The sequence below is a fragment of the Aromatoleum tolulyticum genome (assembly GCF_900156155.1).
GTDB classification, from domain to species: Bacteria; Pseudomonadota; Gammaproteobacteria; order Burkholderiales; family Rhodocyclaceae; genus Aromatoleum; species Aromatoleum tolulyticum.
The window spans coordinates 33136-50032 of record NZ_FTMD01000025.1 but is presented as its reverse complement, the minus strand read 5'-3'; the positions used below and the strand labels follow the sequence as shown (position 1 = coordinate 50032).

General features: G+C 67.5%; 19 protein-coding genes. 16 read left to right on the top strand and 3 right to left on the bottom strand.

The window, feature by feature from the left end:
- Together BW991_RS23065 and leuA are read right to left on the bottom strand one after the other, a co-directional pair.
- A partial coding sequence (locus BW991_RS23065; RefSeq protein ID WP_139335883.1) for a transposase occupies positions 1-265 on the bottom strand: 265 nt, incomplete at its 3' end.
- Positions 266-852: 587 nt separating this feature from the next.
- Positions 853-2550 carry a 2-isopropylmalate synthase gene (leuA, locus tag BW991_RS23060; protein ID WP_076604460.1) on the bottom strand — a complete coding sequence of 566 codons (1698 nt, stop codon included), beginning with the start codon at positions 2548-2550 and terminating at the stop codon, positions 853-855.
- A gap of 169 nt (positions 2551-2719) precedes the next feature.
- On the opposite strand from leuA, the gene BW991_RS23055 reads away from it, so the two are divergent.
- From BW991_RS23055 to BW991_RS23045, 3 genes are all read left to right on the top strand, one after another.
- Complete coding sequence (locus tag BW991_RS23055; protein WP_018992720.1) at positions 2720-3190, top strand: Lrp/AsnC family transcriptional regulator; 471 nt, start codon at positions 2720-2722, stop codon at positions 3188-3190.
- Between the two features lie 180 nt (positions 3191-3370).
- Entirely contained in the window at positions 3371-4006 is a 636-nt protein-coding gene (locus tag BW991_RS23050) for a response regulator (RefSeq protein WP_076604459.1), read from the top strand.
- A 13-nt stretch (positions 4007-4019) separates the two neighbouring features.
- Positions 4020-4430, top strand: a complete 411-nt coding sequence (locus BW991_RS23045; RefSeq protein ID WP_076604458.1) for a response regulator — start codon at positions 4020-4022, stop codon at positions 4428-4430.
- On the opposite strand, the gene BW991_RS23040 is transcribed toward BW991_RS23045, so the two are convergent.
- The gene (locus BW991_RS23040) at positions 4424-5848 is read right to left on the bottom strand and encodes a CHASE3 domain-containing protein (RefSeq protein WP_076604457.1); all 1425 of its coding nucleotides are present in this window, start codon (positions 5846-5848) and stop codon (positions 4424-4426) included. The genes BW991_RS23045 and BW991_RS23040 overlap by 7 nt on opposite strands.
- Before the next feature lie 202 nt (positions 5849-6050).
- Between BW991_RS23040 and BW991_RS23035 the strand changes: the two genes are divergently transcribed.
- The 13 genes from BW991_RS23035 (at position 6051) to BW991_RS22975 (ending at position 16877) form a co-directional block, all read left to right on the top strand.
- Complete coding sequence (locus BW991_RS23035) at positions 6051-6470, top strand: EF-hand domain-containing protein (protein ID WP_076604456.1); 420 nt, start codon at positions 6051-6053, stop codon at positions 6468-6470.
- Positions 6471-6602: 132 nt separating this feature from the next.
- A complete protein-coding gene (locus BW991_RS23030) occupies positions 6603-7241 on the top strand; it encodes an MlaC/ttg2D family ABC transporter substrate-binding protein (RefSeq protein ID WP_076604455.1) in 639 nt (212 codons plus the stop codon).
- A gap of 25 nt (positions 7242-7266) precedes the next feature.
- Positions 7267-7575, top strand: a complete 309-nt coding sequence (locus BW991_RS23025) for a BON domain-containing protein (protein ID WP_076604454.1) — start codon at positions 7267-7269, stop codon at positions 7573-7575.
- A 23-nt stretch (positions 7576-7598) separates the two neighbouring features.
- Positions 7599-7871, top strand: a complete 273-nt coding sequence (locus tag BW991_RS23020; protein WP_076604453.1) for a hypothetical protein — start codon at positions 7599-7601, stop codon at positions 7869-7871.
- A 61-nt stretch (positions 7872-7932) separates the two neighbouring features.
- Positions 7933-8130: a glycine zipper 2TM domain-containing protein gene (locus BW991_RS23015; RefSeq protein ID WP_076604452.1), complete on the top strand. Its 198-nt coding sequence runs from the start codon at positions 7933-7935 to the stop codon at positions 8128-8130.
- A 250-nt stretch (positions 8131-8380) separates the two neighbouring features.
- Entirely contained in the window at positions 8381-10156 is a 1776-nt protein-coding gene (gcl, locus tag BW991_RS23010; RefSeq protein WP_076604451.1) for a glyoxylate carboligase, read from the top strand.
- A gap of 112 nt (positions 10157-10268) precedes the next feature.
- The gene (gene hyi / locus BW991_RS23005) at positions 10269-11048 is read left to right on the top strand and encodes a hydroxypyruvate isomerase (RefSeq protein WP_076604450.1); all 780 of its coding nucleotides are present in this window, start codon (positions 10269-10271) and stop codon (positions 11046-11048) included.
- A 169-nt stretch (positions 11049-11217) separates the two neighbouring features.
- Entirely contained in the window at positions 11218-12102 is an 885-nt protein-coding gene (gene glxR / locus BW991_RS23000) for a 2-hydroxy-3-oxopropionate reductase (RefSeq protein WP_076604449.1), read from the top strand.
- A 283-nt stretch (positions 12103-12385) separates the two neighbouring features.
- Positions 12386-13654, top strand: coding sequence for a glycerate kinase type-2 family protein (locus BW991_RS22995; RefSeq protein ID WP_076604448.1), 1269 nt, complete (start codon positions 12386-12388; stop codon positions 13652-13654).
- A gap of 39 nt (positions 13655-13693) precedes the next feature.
- Positions 13694-14095, top strand: a complete 402-nt coding sequence (locus BW991_RS22990) for a GlcG/HbpS family heme-binding protein (RefSeq protein ID WP_076604447.1) — start codon at positions 13694-13696, stop codon at positions 14093-14095.
- A 197-nt stretch (positions 14096-14292) separates the two neighbouring features.
- On the top strand, positions 14293-15711 hold the full coding sequence (pyk, locus tag BW991_RS22985; protein ID WP_076604446.1) for a pyruvate kinase: 1419 nt from the start codon (positions 14293-14295) through the stop codon (positions 15709-15711).
- Positions 15712-15824: 113 nt separating this feature from the next.
- Positions 15825-16214, top strand: coding sequence for a DoxX family protein (locus tag BW991_RS22980; protein ID WP_076604445.1), 390 nt, complete (start codon positions 15825-15827; stop codon positions 16212-16214).
- A 72-nt stretch (positions 16215-16286) separates the two neighbouring features.
- A complete protein-coding gene (locus BW991_RS22975; protein ID WP_076604444.1) occupies positions 16287-16877 on the top strand; it encodes an NADPH-dependent FMN reductase in 591 nt (196 codons plus the stop codon).
- Positions 16878-16897 lie beyond the last annotated feature (20 nt).

Below are 16897 nucleotides of genomic sequence, written 5' to 3'. Positions count from 1 at the left end.
GAATGTTGTAGTCGAGCTGCTCGCAAAACTGCCGATCCGAGCGAATGGAGTACAGCGCGATCAGCAATTGCCCCTTGAGCAGGCGCTCGGGCGGGATCGACGGCCGTCCGACACTCGAATACAGCGCATTCAGATCCGCCGAAATGGCTGCGAGCGCCCGATCGGCGAGCTTCTTCACCCGCCGCAGCGGATGATCCGCGGGCACGCGCGACTCGGGCGAGAAGTAATGGAACATCGAGGACTGGGGATCGAGTTGGCCGCGCATCGCTGTCAGGACGGGAGTTTCGGGAATGCCTCTATGACAATCAACTCGTCAGTTCGTTCACTGGGTTTTGCATCACCCTGCTAACAGTTGTAGTAGGCCGAATCCGTCGATATTGAGCTAGACGGAATCGGCCTATCGTGACGTGAGACGCCGTGCCAGTGCTCCGTGTGCTGGCGTCTTGTGTGTCGGATTCACTGAACTTAGCCGAGCGGTATGCCCTTGTCAAATGCTCACGGCGTACCGCATCCAGCCTTGCGCAACCCCATGATTTCTCATGCGAAACGTCCGGCGCTACAAACTACGGTTCGGTCGATGAAAGGTGTCGGTCGGCGGTCGCAACAGGGCGAATCCTGATGCTCGATCAGTACGGTGCAGCGCGGGAAGTCTGCGAAGGGATAGACGGCCGTCGCGGGGGTGGGCCGCGCAGAGAGTGCGGGGAGGTCGCCGATGAACTCGACGCCGGGCAGGAGTGGCATGCGTGCTCGGGGCACGGCACGCGTGTTGAAACGGACGGGGGCGACGCCCAATTTGTCGCCCCCGCGATCGGCAGGGCACGGGCGCCGAAGCGCCCCCGCGCTTCCGCCCCGTCAGGCCGCGTGCGGCCTCTCCGTCGCGAGCGCCGCGCCGCCGGCGCGGTTCAGCGCGCTCACCATAGCCTTGATCGACGCGGTGACGATGTTCTCGTCGATGCCGACGCCGTAGCAATCGCCGCCCGCACCGGGCTTCGCCACTTCGATCAGCGCGTAGGCGCGGGCGTCGCCGCATTGGGCACTGCTGCCGAACGAGCGCTCTTCGTAGCTGCGCACCTGCAGCTCGATGCCAAGGCTGTGGAGCGCGCGCACGGCGGCGTCGATAGGGCCGTTGCCTTCGGCGACGAGGGTGTGTTCCTGACCATTGACGTCGAGCGTGAGGCGGATGCCCTGCGCGTCGCCGTGCTCGAAGAGGTGATGCGCGACGTAGCGCACCGTCTTGTCGTTGGTCAGGTAGGTTTCGGAGAACAGGCGCCAGATGTCGGCGGCCATGACTTCACCCTTGTGCGTGTCGGCGTGCTTCTGCACGACGGCGGCGAATTCGACCTGCAGGCGCCGCGGCAGGACCATGCCGTATTCGGTTTCGAGCAGGTAGGCGATCCCGCCCTTGCCGGACTGGCTATTGACCCGGATCACCGAGTCGTAGCTGCGTCCGACGTCTGCCGGGTCGATGGGAAGGTAGGGCACGTTCCACTGCTGATCCGCCTTGTGAGCGGCAAAGCCCTTCTTGATGGCGTCCTGGTGGGAGCCGGAGAAGGCAGTGAAGACGAGGTCCCCGACGTAGGGGTGGCGCGGGGAGATGGGGAGCTGGGTACAGTGCTCGACTGTTCTGGCGACGGCGTTGATGTCCGAGAAGTCGAGGCCCGGATTGACGCCTTGGGTGTAGAGGTTGAGCGCGAGCGTGACGATGTCGACGTTGCCGGTACGCTCGCCGTTGCCGAAGAGGCAGCCTTCGACGCGGTCGGCGCCGGCCATGAGGGCGAGCTCGGCGGCTGCGACGGCGGTGCCGCGGTCGTTGTGCGGATGCACGCTGATGAGGACGCTGTCGCGGCGCGCGACGTTGCGGTGCATCCACTCGATCTGGTCGGCGTGGATGTTGGGCGTGGCGACCTCGACCGTCGCGGGGAGGTTGAGGATGACCTTGTTGTCGGGGGTCGCGCCCCAGGCTTCGGTGACCGCGTTGCAGACCTCGAGCGCGAAGTCGAGTTCGGTGGCGGTGAAGGTCTCGGGGCTGTACTGGAGGGTGATCTGCGTTTCGGGCTGTTCGGCGGCGAGCTGCTTGATGAGCTTCACGGTCGACACGGCGAGCTCGACGATCTGCGGCTTGGTCATGCCGAAGACGGTGTCGCGGAAGGTTTCGGAGGTGGCGTTATAGACGTGCACGATGGCGCGCTTCGCGCCGCGGATCGATTCCAGCGTGCGGCGGATGAGCTCTTCGCGCGCCTGGGTGAGGACCTCGATGGTGACGTCTTCGGGGATGTGATTGCCCTCGATGAGCTCGCGCACGAAGTCGAACTCGATCTGCGACGCCGACGGGAAGGCGACTTCGATCTCCTTGAAGCCGATGTCGCACAGCGTGTGGAAGAGCTGCATCTTCTTCGCGGCGTCCATCGGCTCGAAGATCGACTGGTTGCCGTCGCGCAGGTCCGTGCTCATCCAGATGGGATGCTTGTCGATGACGCGGCCGGGCCACTGGCGGTCGGGGAGGTTCACCGGCGGGAAGGAGCGGTACTTGCGGGACGGGTCGGTCAACATGATGGGGTCCGGGGCTGAATGTCGTTGTCGATGGGAAGCATGTTACGCAAAAGGCGTTGGCAGAGGCTTGCGTTCTTGCAGTGCATCAACGTATTTTTTGGCAGATTATTGCGCTGTCGCAGCATTTGCGGATATATATACGAACACCCAACAACAATCCGGCAATCCCATGGAACTCGACCGCTACGACCGCGAGATCCTGCGCGTACTGCAGCAGGACGGACGCATCAGCAACCAGGATCTGGCCGACCGCATCGGCCTGTCGCCTTCGCCCTGCCTGCGGCGCGTGCGGGCGCTGGAGGAATCCGGCCTGATCGCGGGCTACCGCGCGCAGGTGAATGCGAAGGCGCTGGGCCTGACGCTGATGGCGCTGATCCAGATCTCGATGGACCGGCACACGCAGGAGCGCTTCACCGACTTCGAGGCGGCGGTGCTGGACATCCCGGAGGTGCTGGAGTGTCTGCTGATCACCGGGCAGGCGTCGGACTACCAGCTGAAGGTGGTGGTGCGCGACATGGACGCCTACCAGGAGCTGCTGCTCAACCGCATCACGCGCATTCCGGGCGTGACGGGGGTGCATTCGAGCTTCGTGCTGCGGCGGGTGGTGGACCGGCAGGCGCTGCCGGTGGGGGATGCGTAGGGAGGGAGGGGCCGAAGACCGAATGTATCAGAGGGGCCGGAGCGGCCCCGTGCGTTGGATTGGCGGGATACGCTTCGCTCCTCCCGCCCTACGTGGGGTGCGGGCGGGAGCATGGGGTGCGCGAACGGAAACGGGGTTTCGGCTGACTAATTCGGCAGGTGCAATTTTTGGGGAGGCTGAATGCTCAGGATCGCCATTGTCGATGACCACCAGATCGTGCGCGCGGGGTTTCGCGAGATGCTCGCGGACGAGCTGGACCTGGAGCTCGCCTTCGAGGCGGCCTCGGGGGAGGATGCGCTCGACGCGCTGCGCGAGACGGCGTGCGACGTCGTGCTGCTCGACCTCGCCCTGCCCGGCCAGAGCGGTGTCGACGTGTTGCGCGCGATCCGCCGACGCTTCGAGGGCGTACGCGTGCTGGTGCTGTCGGGCTTCCCGGAGGAGCGCTATGCGATGGCGATGATCCGCAACGGCGCCGACGGCTACCTGTGCAAGGACTGCGAGCGCGAAGAGCTGATCCGCGCGATCCGCACCGTGGCGGACGGCCGGCGCTACGTGTCGGCGCGCACCGCCGAGCTGCTCGCGGAGGAGCTGGCGGGCGGTGGTACGGCGCCGCCGCACGAGTCGCTGTCCGACCGCGAGCTGCAGGTGTTCCTGCGTCTGGCGCGCGGCGAGTCGGTGACGGACATCGCGGACTCGCTCGCATTGAGCGTGAAGACCGTGAGCACCTACCGGTCGCGCCTGCTGGAGAAGCTGGAGGTCGCGAGCAATGCGGAGCTCGCAGCCTACGCGATCCGGCACGGGCTGCTGGTGGAGTGAGGGCGGCAGGACGATGGCGCCGCACACTCACGCTCCGCTGAGAATCCTGCTGATCGAGGATTCGCCGCTCCTCGGCAGTCTGCTGAGCGCGATGCTGGAGGAGCTGGAGGGCGTCGCGGTCGTCGCCGTTGCGGGCGACGAGGCCGAGGCGCTGGCGGCGCTGGAGGAGCGGCGCCCGGACCTGGCGATCGTCGATCTCAACCTGCGCGAAGGCAGCGGGCTCGGGGTGCTGCGCGCGCTGCGGGCGAAGCCCGAGCGCTACGGCCGGCCGGCGACGGCGGTGTTCACGAACCACGCCCACGCGCACCTGCGCGAGCGCTGCCGCACGCTGGGGGTGGATCGCTTCTTCGACAAGGCACTGGAGATGGACGCCCTGCTCGACTACGTCGAATTCCTGCGCCGAGCGGCCACCGGGACTCACTGAGCGGCGTCGGTGGCCGGTTCTGGCTGCACGACACCCTCGTACGGCAGGCTCGCGCGGATTTGCGTGCCCTCTCCCGGACGGCTGTCGATCGCGAAGTCGCCGGCGAACATCTGTACGCGGTGGCGCATCCCCGCGAGGCCGTGTCGGCCGTGTGCCGAGTCCGCGTCGAAACCTGCGCCGTCGTCTGCCACGGCGAGTTGCAGACGCTCGGGACCGACCCGCAGCGACAAGTCGACATGACTGGCTTGCGCATGGCGGCGCACGTTGGTGAGCGCTTCCTGCGCGATGCGAAAGAGCGCGAGCGAGGTTTCGGGCGGCAGGATCAGGTCGCCGTCGGGCAGGTCGAGCGCGACCTGGATGCCGGTATTTTTCGCGAATTCCTCGCCCAGCGTGCGCAGCGCGGCGACGAGACCCAGCTCCTGCAGCAGCGGCGGGCGCAGATCGTCGATGATGCGGCGCTTGAGCGCGATGCCGCTGTCGAGCGTGCGCAACAGGCGGTCGAAGCGTTCGCGGTGCGGCGCGAGTACGGCCGGGTCGAGCTTTCGGGCGATCCACGCGACGTCCATGCGCACGGCGGTGAGCAAGGCGCCCAGCTCGTCGTGGAGTTCGCGCGCGAGCCGCGCCTTTTCGGCCTCGCGCGTGTTGGTGAGGTAGCTGGCGAGGTCGGAAAGCTCGGCCGTGCGGGCGCGCACCTGCCTTTCGAGGCGGACGTTTTCCTGCGCGAGCAGCCTCGTGATCTGTTCGCGCAGACGCACCTGGGCGCGCAACACGAGGAACAGGACCACCAGCAGCGCGAGCGCACCGCCTGCCAGCGTCGCGACGACCCAGCGGGTGCGGTCGACGTGGGCGATCGACGCCTCGAAGGACTGCTGGCCCTGCACGCGGGTGCGGCGCTTGATCTCGCCCAGCGTCTTGCGGATCTCGTCCATGTAGCGCCGGCCATCGGCGGAGGCCGAGCGGTCGATGAGCTGGCCGCGCTCGACTTCGTCGGAGAGGATGCGCATGCGCAGCGTGATGAGCCCGGTGAGCTGGGCGAGAATCTGCTCGTTCTCCGGCCCCTTGCCGAGGTCTAGGTGGATGTCGTCGAGCGTGTAGGTGACCGTCGCGAGGCTGTTGAGGTACGGCTCCAGATAGGCGCGGTTGCGCGTGAGCAGGTAGCCGCGCACGCCGTTCTCCGCTTCGACGAGCTGGATCATCAGGCTGTCGACGCGCCCGGTGCGCTCGGCGTGCCGTTGCAGGTCACCGAGTGCCTGCAGGCTGGTGCCGGCCTGCCAGAAGCTCGAGCCGAAGAGCGACAGCACCAGCACGCAGCCCAGCGCCAGCAGGCCGTGGCGGCCGAAGCGCGCGATGCGCTCGGCGCGCATGTATGCGCTAAGGGATGCGCGAAGGGACGCACCCAAGGGCGTGATCAGTTTCATAGCGAATCTCCACGACGGGCCGCGTGCGCCCCGTGTCTTGCAGGAATCGTCCTACACGCGATTCCGCCTCGTCCGACAGACCCTCTCCTGCGCGATCCCTAACATGGGTCTTGCTCGCAGCGAGCCCCGCACATGGCGCGAAGCAGCACCGCCCGGCGAGGCCGCGAACGAACGATAGCCCCACAACTGCAGGAGAAGAGCGATGAAAAACATTCTTACCGTGCTCGCACTGGCAGTCGCCGGCTCGCTGCCGGTCGCGGTGACGGCGGCAGACCCGGCGCAACCCGCGACACCGGCCCAGCGTGCAACGCCTGCAACGCCCGCGACACCGACGCAGTCCGTCACGCCGGCTGTGCCTGCGACCCCGGCCCAGCCCGCAACACCGGCAGGCGCCGCGAAGACCCCGCCGCAGGGCGTGTCGCCCGAGGCCGGCCGCACCGAGCTGCCGCCGATGTTCAAGGAACTGGACCAGGACAAGGACGGGCAGATCTCGAAGGACGAGAGCAAGCGCTCCGCCGAAACCCAGTCGAGCTTCGATTCAATGGACACCGACCACAACGGAAAGATCTCGCTGGTCGAGTGGAGCGCGGCCGACAAGGCGAAACAGCGCTCGAAACAGTAAGTACGGCCCGCGTCGGCTGAATTCCGCCCGGCGCGGCGCGGAGGGCGCACCGCTCCCACGAGCCCGCACTGCGCAACCGCCCGGCCGGGCGAATCGGCCGCACGACCGCCGTCCACTGCAAGGAGAGTCTCCATGCTTCGACAACTGAGAACCTGTCTCGTCTGCATGCCGCTGATGCTGGCGCCCGTGGCGCTCCACGCGCAGGAAAGCAGCCCCGATGCGCTCGTGAAGGGCGTGACCGAGGACGTGCTGACCGTGCTGCGCGAGGACAAGGCGCTGCAGGCCGGCGACCAGCGCAAGGCGATGACGCTGATCGAGGAGAAGATCGGCCCCCACTTCGACTTTCCGCGCATGACCAGTCTGGCAGTCGGCCAGGGGTGGCGCCAGGCGGCACCCCAGCAGCGCGAGGCGCTGACGCGTGAGTTCCGCACGCTGCTGGTACGCACCTACGCGAACGCGCTGACTTCATACAAGAACCAGACCGTGAGCTACAAGCCGGCGGCCCCGGCGCGCGAGGATGGCGCGGCGATGGTGCGCACGCAGATCAACCAGCCGGGCGGCCAGCCGATCGCCGTTGATTATCGGCTCGCGAAGAACGCCGGCCAGTGGAAGGTGTTCGACGTCAGCATCGACAACGTGAGCCTGGTGACGAACTACCGCGGAAGCTTCGCGGCCGAGCTGTCGAAAGGCGGCCCGGATGCGCTGATCCGCACGCTGCAGGAGAAGAACCGCGGCGCGGCGCCGCAGCCCGGCAAGGGCGGAAGTGCCTGATCGCCGATAACAAGGAGGACTCATCATGAAACGCATCATCGCCAGAACGACCCTGCTCGTAGCACTGATGACCGCGCTGACGGCCTGCGGCGGCTCGCCGACGCGCGAGAGCACCGGCGAATACATCGACGACAGCGTGATCACGACCCGGGTCAAGGCGGCCTTCGTCGAAGACAAGGCGGTCAATGCCCTGGACATCAAGGTCGTGACCTTCAAGGGCGCCGTGCAGCTCTCCGGCTTCGCGAACAACCCGCAGGAAGCGGACCGGGCCGTGCAGCTCGCCCGCAACGTGAAGGGCGTGACGTCGGTGAAGAACGACATCCGCCTGAAGTGAAACCCGCCACACAGGAGAACATCATGAGCGCCACGAAAACCTCCCGGCCCCTTGCCCGGCCACTGCTGATCGCGGCCCTGATGGCGCCGCTGCTGCTCACGGCCTGCGGCAAGAAGGAATCGGAATCGTCGATGCCGTCCGGTTCGGCAGCGCAGCCGACTTCGCCGCCGATGAGCTCGCCGGCGCCCGCGGCGCCGAGCGCGCCGACGCCACCGGCCACGTCAACTCCGCCGGCAGGCGATTCGACGTCGACGCCACCGGCCGCCCCCGCAACCGGCAGCGAACCGGCGAAGTAAGCGCGGCAACTCCGGCCCCGCCGGTGGATCCGGCGGGCCGGCCTTCCGCAAGGAGCAGATCATGAAAAGCCAAAGCCTGAAATCGATTCTCGTCGTCTTGGCCACCGCCCTCAGCCTGTCGGCCTGCTCGACGACCGGCGGCACCATCCTTGGCGCCGCGGTCGGCGCAGGCGTCGGCCATGCAGTGACTGGTTCGACTGCCGGCGCCGTCGGCGGTGCGGCCGTCGGCGGCATCATCGGCCACGAGGTCACCCACTGATCCCGACGACCACGACGCGCCGCCGCACGCCGCCTGACAGGCGACCACGGCAAGCGGCAGCCCCGATCCCCGCCCCCGGTACTCCGCCGGGGGCTTTTCATTTCCGGCGAGCCTTTGCCGACAACAATCCGATACTTTAAGTATCGACAGAAAGGACCTGCGCTCCAATTCATTCCGACTGCGTTCCTCCCTATCCTGCATCCAACACCAATCAACGGCCTCGCGCCGGAACAGGAAACAGGAGGAGACCATGGCCCGCATGAGAGCAGTCGACGCCGCCGCGGCGGTGTTGCGCAAGGAAGGGATCACAACGCTGTTCGGCATTCCCGGCGCGGCGATCAACCCGCTGTACTCGGCCATCCGCAAGGACGGCAACTTCAGGCACTACCTCGCCCGCCACGTCGAGGGCGCCTCGCACATGGCCGAGGGCTACACCCGCACCAAGGCCGGCAACATCGGCGTGTGCATCGGCACCTCGGGCCCGGCGGGCACCGACATGATCACGGGCCTGTACTCGGCGTCGGCCGATTCGATACCCATCCTCTGCATCACCGGCCAGGCGCCGCGTGCCCGCCTCTACAAGGAAGATTTCCAGGCGGTCGATATCGAGTCGATCGCGAAGCCGGTGACGAAGTGGGCGGTGACGGTGCGCGAGCCGGCGCAGGTGCCGCGCGTGTTCCAGCAGGCCTTCCATCTGATGCGCTCGGGCCGCCCCGGCCCGGTGCTGATCGACCTGCCCTTCGACGTGCAGATGGCCGAGATCGAGTTCGACATCGACACTTACGAACCGCTGCCGGTGTATAAGCCCGCCGCGACTCGCGCGCAAGCGGAGAAGGCGATCGCGATGATGAACGCCGCCGAGCGCCCGCTGATCGTTTCGGGCGGCGGCGTGATCAACGCCGATGCGGCCGCCAGGCTGCAGGAATTCGCCGAGATCATGGGCGTGCCGGTGATCCCGACGCTGATGGGCTGGGGCTCGATTCCCGACGACCATCCGCTGATGGCCGGCATGGTCGGCCTGCAGACCGCGCACCGCTACGGCAACGCGACGATGCTCGCGTCCGACTTCGTGATGGGTGTCGGCAACCGCTGGGCGAACCGCCACACCGGCTCGGTCGAGGTCTATACCGAAGGCCGCAAGTTCGTGCATATCGACATCGAGCCGACCCAGATCGGCCGCGTGTTCGGGCCCGACTACGGCATCGTCTCGGACGCCGGTCTGGCGCTCGACCGCCTGATCGAAGTCGCCCGCGAGATGAAGGCCGACGGGCGGCTCCCCGACCGTCGCCAGTGGGTCGAGGAGTGCCAGGGGCGCAAGCGCACGATGCTGCGGAAGACGCACTTCGACGAAGTGCCGATGAAGCCGCAGCGCGTGTACGAGGAGATGAACAAGTCCTTCGGTAAGGACACCTGCTACGTGACGACCATCGGCCTGTCGCAGATCGCCGCCGCGCAATTCCTGCATGTGTACAAGGAACGCCACTGGATCAACTGCGGCCAGGCGGGCCCGCTCGGCTGGACCGTGCCGGCGGCCCTCGGCGTGTGCGCAGCGGACCCGAAGCGCAAGGTCGTCGCGATCTCGGGCGACTACGACTTCCAGTTCATGATCGAGGAACTGGCGGTGGGCGCGCAGTTCAAGCTGCCCTACATCCACGTCGTCGTGAATAACGCCTACCTCGGCCTGATCCGTCAGTCGCAACGCGGCTTCGACATGGATTACTGCGTGCAGCTTGCGTTCGAGAACATCAACGCGCCGGAGACCGAAGGCTACGGCGTCGATCACATCGGCGTGGTCGAAGGGCTGGGCTGCAAGGCGATCCGCGTGAGGAAGCCCGAGGACGTGCGGCCCGCCTTCGCGCAGGCCAAGGCGTGGATGGAGGAGTTCCGTGTGCCGGTGGTGGTCGAGATCATCCTCGAACGCGTCACCAATATCGCGATGGGCACCGAGATCAACGCGATCAACGAATTCGAGGCGCTGGCCGAAGGCCGCGCCGATGCGCCGACCGCGCTGGCGCTGCTCGACTAAGACGTAGGGCGGAAAAGCCGAAGGCACCTTCCGCCGTATGTGCCGAATCAACCGCTGCATGGCGGAAGGCGCTTCGCTTTTCCGCCCTACGAAACACCGCGAGGAATCAACCATGCCCAAATTCGCTGCCAACCTGACGATGCTCTTCAACGAGGTCGGCTTTCTCGACCGCTTCGAGGCGGCCGCCGATGCCGGCTTCAAGGGCGTCGAGTACCTTTTCCCCTACGCCTTCAGCAAGGATGAACTCGCCGGGAAGCTCGAGCGCTTCGGCCTCACCCAGGTGCTGCACAACCTGCCGGCCGGCAACTGGGACGCCGGCGAGCGCGGCATCGCCTGCGACCCGGCGCGCGTCGGCGAATTCCAGGACGGCGTCGGCCGTGCGATCGAGTACGCCCAGGCGCTCGGCTGCAAGCAGGTGAACTGTCTCGCCGGCAAGACGCCCCCCGGTGTCGACGCGGGACGCGTGCGCGAGACCTTCATCGAGAACCTGCGTTTCGCCGCGGGCGAATTGAAGGCGGCGGGCATCCGCCTGCTCGTCGAGCCGATCAACACCTACGACATCCCCGGCTTCTATCTGAATCGCACGGCGCAGGCGGCGGAGATCCTCGAAGCGGTCGGCTCGGACAACCTCTTCATCCAGTACGACATCTACCACGCGCAGCGCATGGAAGGCGAACTGGCGAACACGATCAAGCGCCACCTGCCGCAGATCGCCCACATCCAGCTCGCCGACAACCCGGGCCGCAACGAGCCCGGCACCGGCGAGATCAACTACCGCTACCTGTTCGACTTCATCGACCGCAGCGGCTACGACGGCTGGATCGGCTGCGAATACAAGCCGGCCGCGACGACGCGCGAAGGATTGGGCTGGATCGAAGCGCTGACGCATTGAGGCTCTCGTAGGGCGGGAGAAGCGCAGCGCATCCCGCCAATCCAGCCGCCGAAGGCAATCCGAACGCCGCGTGGCGGCGTAGTTGACACATTCGGCCCGCGGCTCCTCCCGCCCTACGAAACCACCCCCACCCCACAGCGACCCTATAAACAAGCCAAGGAGAAAGATCATGGCAAACATCGGATTCATCGGACTCGGCATCATGGGCACCCCGATGGCCCAGCACCTCATCGACGGCGGCCACACGCTGTTCGTCAATACCCACGGCAAGATGCCGCGCACGATCATCGACGCCGGCGCGACCGCCTGCGAGACCGCACGCGAAGTGGCGCAGAAGTCGGATTTCATCATCCTGATGGTGCCCGACACCCCCAACGTCGAAGAGGCGCTGTTCGCCGCCAACGGCGTCGCCGAGGGCCTGACGGCGGGCAAGATCGTCATCGACATGAGCTCGATCAGCCCGGTCGCGACCAAACAGTTCGCGCAGAAGATCAACGACCTCGGCTGCGAATACCTCGACGCCCCCGTTTCCGGCGGACAGGTCGGCGCGAAGGCCGGCACGCTGTCGATCATGGTCGGCGGCAAGCACTCGACCTTCGAGAAGGCGCTGCCGCTGTTCCAGCTGATGGGCAAGAACATCACGCTGGTCGGCAAGAACGGCGACGGCCAGACCTGCAAGGTCGCGAACCAGATCATCGTCGCACTGAACATCGAGGCGGTCGCCGAGGCGCTGCTGTTCGCGGCGAAGAACGGCGCCGATCCGGCCCGCGTGCGCGAGGCGCTGATGGGCGGCTTCGCTTCGTCGCGCATTCTCGAGGTGCACGGCGAACGCATGATCAAGCGCACCTTCGACCCGGGCTTCCGCATCGAGCTGCACCAGAAGGACTTGAACCTCGCGCTGACCGTGGCGCGCCAGATCGGCATGTCGCTGCCGAACACGGCGACCGCGCAGGAGCTGTTCAACGCCTGCGCCGCGCACGGCGGCGCCGGCCGCGATCATTCCGCGATGGTGCAGGCGCTGGAGAAGATGGCGAACTTCGAGATTGGTCAGTGAGCAATCAATGAGCGGACGTTATTGAGGCGGTAATCGAATGCCGCCGTTCGCCCTGAGCTTGTCGAAGGGCACTGGCAGGGCTTCGACAGGCTCAGCCCGAACGGTACCCGGTTGCCGAGCGCTGACGGGCATCGGCGGCGCATACGCGTAATTCCGGATGTTCCCCGCACTCAACGCGAGGGAACATCCGGTCGCGGCTTGCCGACAAACGCCCAAACGCACTGTCAAGCAGCGGGCGCGCTGCCACCCTCCCCAGCCCTCCTTACCAGATACGGATCCCGCCATGAGCACTGAACCCGACATCCGCGCCCTGCTGCGAGAGATGTTCACCGCGGCCGTGCAGGCCGCCCAGCCCGAGCGCTGCATCCCCCGCCACCTCCCTGCGCCGCCGAAGGGCCGCACCGTCGTCATCGGCGCCGGCAAAGCCTCGGCCGCGATGGCGCAGGCGCTGGAACGCAGCTGGCCGGGGCCACTCTCCGGCCTCGTCGTCACCCGCTACGGCTACGCCGTGCCGTGCGAGCGCATCACCATCGTCGAGGCCGCCCACCCCGTGCCCGACGCCGCGGGGCTCGCCGCCGCGCGCGGCATGCTGGAAACCGTGAAGGGCCTCACCGAGGACGACCTCGTGATCTGCCTGATCTCGGGCGGCGGCTCGGCGCTGATGCCGCTGCCGGCCGAAGGCATCACGCTGGAGGACAAGCAGGCGATCAACCGCGCGCTGCTGAAATCCGGCGCGACGATCTCCGAGATGAACTGCGTGCGCCGCCACCTCTCCGCGATCAAGGGCGGGCGGCTGGCCGCAGCCTGCCATCCGGCGCGCGTCGTGAACCTGCTGATCTCCGACGTGCCCGGCGACAACCCGATCGACATCGCCTCCGGCCCCACGGTCGGCGACCCGACGAGCTGTGCCGACGCGCTGGAGATCGTCGCGCGCTACGGCATCGATCTGCCTGCGGCCGCGCGCACGCAGCTCGAAAGCGGCGCCGGCGAATCGATCAAGCCGGGTGACCCGCGCCTCGCGCGCGTGACGACCACCCTCATCGCCACGCCGCAGATGGCGCTCGAAGCCGCCGCGAAGGTCGCTGCCTGCGCCGGTTACACGCCGCTGCTGCTCGGCGACAGCATCGAGGGCGAAGCGCGCGACGTCGGCAAGGTCATGGCCGCCATCGCACTGCAGGCGCGCCGCCACCGCCAGCCGGTCGCAGCTCCCTGCGTGCTGCTGTCCGGCGGCGAGACGACCGTCACGGTGCGTGGCGAGGGCCGCGGCGGACGCAACGTCGAATTCCTGCTCGCACTCGCGGTCGCCCTCGACGGCGAACCGGGCGTATATGCAGTCGCGGGTGACACCGACGGCGTGGACGGCCTCGAAGAGATCGCCGGTGCCTTCGTCACCCCCGACACCCTCTCGCGCGCCTGGGCGCAGGGCATCCGCCCGCGCGACAGCCTCGCGAACAACGACGGCCACGGCTTTTTCGAAGCGTTGGGCGACTCGCTCGTGACCGGCCCGACGCTCACCAACGTCAATGATTTCCGCGCGATCGTCGTGCTGTAACGCCGACGCCGCACCATTACTCATCAGGAGAAAACTGCAATGAAGACCATCAAGGCCCTCACCCTCGACGACGTCAAGCGCATCGCCGCCGCGGCCGAAGCCGAGGCGCTCAGGAACGGCTGGGCCGTGACGATCGCCGTGTGCGACGCCGGCGGTCATGCGCTGTGGCTGCAGCGCCTGGACGGCGCGCCGCTGTCGAGCGCGCTGATCGCCCCGGAAAAAGCGCGCACCAGCGTGATGGCGGGCAAGCCGAGCAAGGCGCTGGAGGATATGATCAACGGTGGCCGCTTCGCGGCGCTGGCGATGCCGGTCGTGCCGTTGGAAGGCGGCGAGCCCATCGTCGTCGATGGCGCGGTGATCGGCGCGGTCGGCGTGTCGGGCGTCAAGGCCTCGGACGACGCGCAGATCGCGCGCGCGGGCATCGCCGCGCTGGGCCAGTAACACAATTGAATTAGGGATCGCTGACGGGCTCCTTGTTCCTCCCCCTTGAACGGGGAGGAACAGGGGTTTCGCGGAGCACCGCTACGCGCCTGCGGAACGGCGGAGCGAAGCGGAGACTCCCGGGAGCGGCCGCACCACACTCAGCCTGACTTCACGTCAATGAATGCCGGGCCCGGAGAAACAATGAGGAGACACCCATGAGACGCCATCGCCAGTCGCGCATCCTCGCGACGCTCGGCCCGTCGAGTTCCACCCCCGAGCGCATCCGCGCGCTGGTCGACGCCGGTGCCGACGTGTTCCGCCTGAACTTCAGCCACGGCGCCCACGCCGACCATGCCGAGCGGCTGCGCCAGATCCGCGACATCGAGCGCGAGGTCGGCCGCCCGATCGGCATCCTGATGGACCTGCAGGGACCGAAGCTGCGCATCGGCAAGCTCGCCTCAGGCAAGGTCATGCTCGCGGCCGGCAGCCGCTTCCGTCTCGACCTCGACGCGACCGAGGGCGACGCCACGCGCGCCAACCTGCCCCACCCCGAAATCTTCGCCGCGCTCGAAACCGGTACCGAGCTGCTGCTCGACGACGGCAAACTGCGCCTGCGCGTGGATACCTTCGGCCCCGACTTCGCGGACACCACGGTGCTCGTCGGCGGCCCGCTGTCCGACCGCAAGGGCGTCAACGTGCCCGGAGTCGTGCTGCCGATCTCGCCGCTCACGCCCAAGGATCTCGCCGACCTCGACTACGGTCTGTCGCTGGGTGTGGACTGGGTCGCGCTGTCCTTCGTGCAGCGCCCCGAGGACGTCCGCGAGGCGCGCGAGATCATCGGCGAGCGCGCATGGATCATGGCCAAGCTGGAAAAACCGGCCGCGATCGAACGGCTGGACGAGATCGTCGCGCTCGCCGACGGCATCATGGTGGCGCGCGGCGACCTCGGCGTGGAACTGCCGCCGCAGCAGGTGCCCATCCTGCAGAAGCGCATCGTCCGCGCCGCCCGCGCCGCCGGCAAGCCGGTCGTCGTCGCGACGCAGATGCTCGAATCGATGATCAGCACCCCGGTGCCCACACGCGCCGAAGCCTCCGACGTCGCTACCGCGATCTACGACGGCGCCGACGCCGTGATGCTGTCGGCGGAATCCGCCTCGGGCCAGTACCCGATCGAGGCGGTGACGATCATGGACCGCATCATCACCGAGGTCGAGCAGGACCCCGAATGGCGCGTGGGGCTGGATGCGAGCCACATGCCCGCACAGGCAAACACGCCCGACGCGATCTGCTGCGCGCTGCGCGACGTCACCGCGCTGCTCAACCCGGCGGCGACCGTCGCGTATTCCAGCAGCGGCTTCAGCTGTCTGCGCGCGAGCCGCGAGCGCCCGAGCACGCCGATCCTCGGCCTCACGCCGCATCTCGCGACCGCCCGCCGCCTCGCCCTTGTGTGGGGCGTGCATCCGGTGCCGTTCGAGGACGTGCATGACGTCGCGGAGATGGTCGAGCACGCGAGCGCCGCGGTCGTCACGCACGGCTTCGCACAGCCTGGCGACGCCGTCGTGATCATCGCCGGGCTGCCCTTCGGGCGCAGCGGCAGCACCAACCTGCTGCACGTCGTAAAGATCCCGAAGTAACCCCTGCCGGTAGCGCCCCGCAGGCCGTTCCGGACCGGGACGGCCTGAAAATGCGTCACATTTCGACTACATCCATAGGAGGGCGACACGCCCGATCCTGAAAGGAGAAGTCGATGAAAGACGCAACCGTGCTCGTCGCGCGCATTCTTCTCGCGTTCATGTTCATCATCGCCGGCTGGGGCAAGCTCGGCGCCGGCTACGCCGGCACCCAGCAGTACATGGCTTCGATGGGTGTCAGCGGCGCCCTGCTGCCGCTCGTGATCTTCGCCGAACTCGGCGGCGGCTTGGGCGTGCTCTTCGGTGCGCTCACCCGGATTGCGGCCGCCGGGCTTGCCGCGTTCTGCATCCTCAGCGCATTGTTCTTCCACACCGACTTCGCGAACCAGATGCAGTCCATCATGTTCATGAAAAACTTCGCGATCGCGGGCGGCATGCTGATGCTCGCCGTGCATGGCGCGGGCACGTGGAGCCTCGATGCATGGTGGCAGGCGCGCAGGAAATGAACCGCCGGGGCGCTCCCCGATCGTAGGTGAATATTCGACCGATTCAAGACGACCACCTCAGGAGACGCCCCGATGCCTACCGTCCGACTCCTCGCCATGCCCGGCAGCGCCCGCCGCGGTTCGTGGAACCGCCGCCTGCTTGGCGTGCTCGTGCGCGGCGCCGAGCAGGCCGGCGCCGAAGTCACGCTGTACGAGCCGCATGACCACGTGATGCCGCTCTACGACGGCGACCTCGAAGCCGCCGAAGGCATCCCGCCGGCGGCCGCACGCCTGCAGGCGCTGTTCGCCGAGCACCACGGCCTGCTGCTCGCGACGCCGGAATACAACGGCTTTTTTCCGCCCTTGGTGAAGAACACTTTCGACTGGCTGTCGCGCCCCCTGCCCGACGGCTCCGGCAAACCCGGCACGGTGCATGTGCGCGGCAAGCCCGCAGGAATCGTCGCGGCATCGCCCGGCGCGCTCGGGGGCATCCGCTCGCTGCAGCACACGCGGCAATACCTCTCCAACCTCGGCTTCCTCGTCGTGCCCGATCAGGTCGGCGTGCCCAAGGCGGATACCGCCTTCGACGCCGAAGGCGAACTGCATGATGCGCGCGTGCGGACCTCGGTCGAGGCCGTCGGCGCGGCGGTCGCGCGACTCGCGCTGAAGATCGCCGCCGGCTGACCGGGCACGCTCGGGGCACT

Bases quoted from the DNA above. Each gene is read 5' to 3' on its own strand.
- BW991_RS23045 (WP_076604458.1), top strand. From the start codon at position 4,020: ATGGCGCCGCACACTCACGCTCCGCTGAGAATCCTGCTGATCGAGGAT.
- BW991_RS23020 (WP_076604453.1), top strand. From the start codon at position 7,599: ATGAGCGCCACGAAAACCTCCCGGCCCCTTGCCCGGCCACTGCTGATC.
- BW991_RS23015 (WP_076604452.1), top strand. From the start codon at position 7,933: ATGAAAAGCCAAAGCCTGAAATCGATTCTCGTCGTCTTGGCCACCGCC.
- BW991_RS22995 (WP_076604448.1), top strand. From the start codon at position 12,386: ATGAGCACTGAACCCGACATCCGCGCCCTGCTGCGAGAGATGTTCACC.
- BW991_RS23035 (WP_076604456.1), top strand. From the start codon at position 6,051: ATGAAAAACATTCTTACCGTGCTCGCACTGGCAGTCGCCGGCTCGCTG.
- BW991_RS23030 (WP_076604455.1), top strand. From the start codon at position 6,603: ATGCTTCGACAACTGAGAACCTGTCTCGTCTGCATGCCGCTGATGCTG.
- gcl (WP_076604451.1), top strand. From the start codon at position 8,381: ATGGCCCGCATGAGAGCAGTCGACGCCGCCGCGGCGGTGTTGCGCAAG.
- leuA (WP_076604460.1), bottom strand. From the start codon at position 2,550: ATGTTGACCGACCCGTCCCGCAAGTACCGCTCCTTCCCGCCGGTGAAC.
- hyi (WP_076604450.1), top strand. From the start codon at position 10,269: ATGCCCAAATTCGCTGCCAACCTGACGATGCTCTTCAACGAGGTCGGC.
- BW991_RS22975 (WP_076604444.1), top strand. From the start codon at position 16,287: ATGCCTACCGTCCGACTCCTCGCCATGCCCGGCAGCGCCCGCCGCGGT.
- glxR (WP_076604449.1), top strand. From the start codon at position 11,218: ATGGCAAACATCGGATTCATCGGACTCGGCATCATGGGCACCCCGATG.
- BW991_RS23040 (WP_076604457.1), bottom strand. From the start codon at position 5,848: ATGAAACTGATCACGCCCTTGGGTGCGTCCCTTCGCGCATCCCTTAGC.
- BW991_RS23055 (WP_018992720.1), top strand. From the start codon at position 2,720: ATGGAACTCGACCGCTACGACCGCGAGATCCTGCGCGTACTGCAGCAG.
- pyk (WP_076604446.1), top strand. From the start codon at position 14,293: ATGAGACGCCATCGCCAGTCGCGCATCCTCGCGACGCTCGGCCCGTCG.
- BW991_RS23050 (WP_076604459.1), top strand. From the start codon at position 3,371: ATGCTCAGGATCGCCATTGTCGATGACCACCAGATCGTGCGCGCGGGG.
- BW991_RS22990 (WP_076604447.1), top strand. From the start codon at position 13,694: ATGAAGACCATCAAGGCCCTCACCCTCGACGACGTCAAGCGCATCGCC.
- BW991_RS23025 (WP_076604454.1), top strand. From the start codon at position 7,267: ATGAAACGCATCATCGCCAGAACGACCCTGCTCGTAGCACTGATGACC.
- BW991_RS22980 (WP_076604445.1), top strand. From the start codon at position 15,825: ATGAAAGACGCAACCGTGCTCGTCGCGCGCATTCTTCTCGCGTTCATG.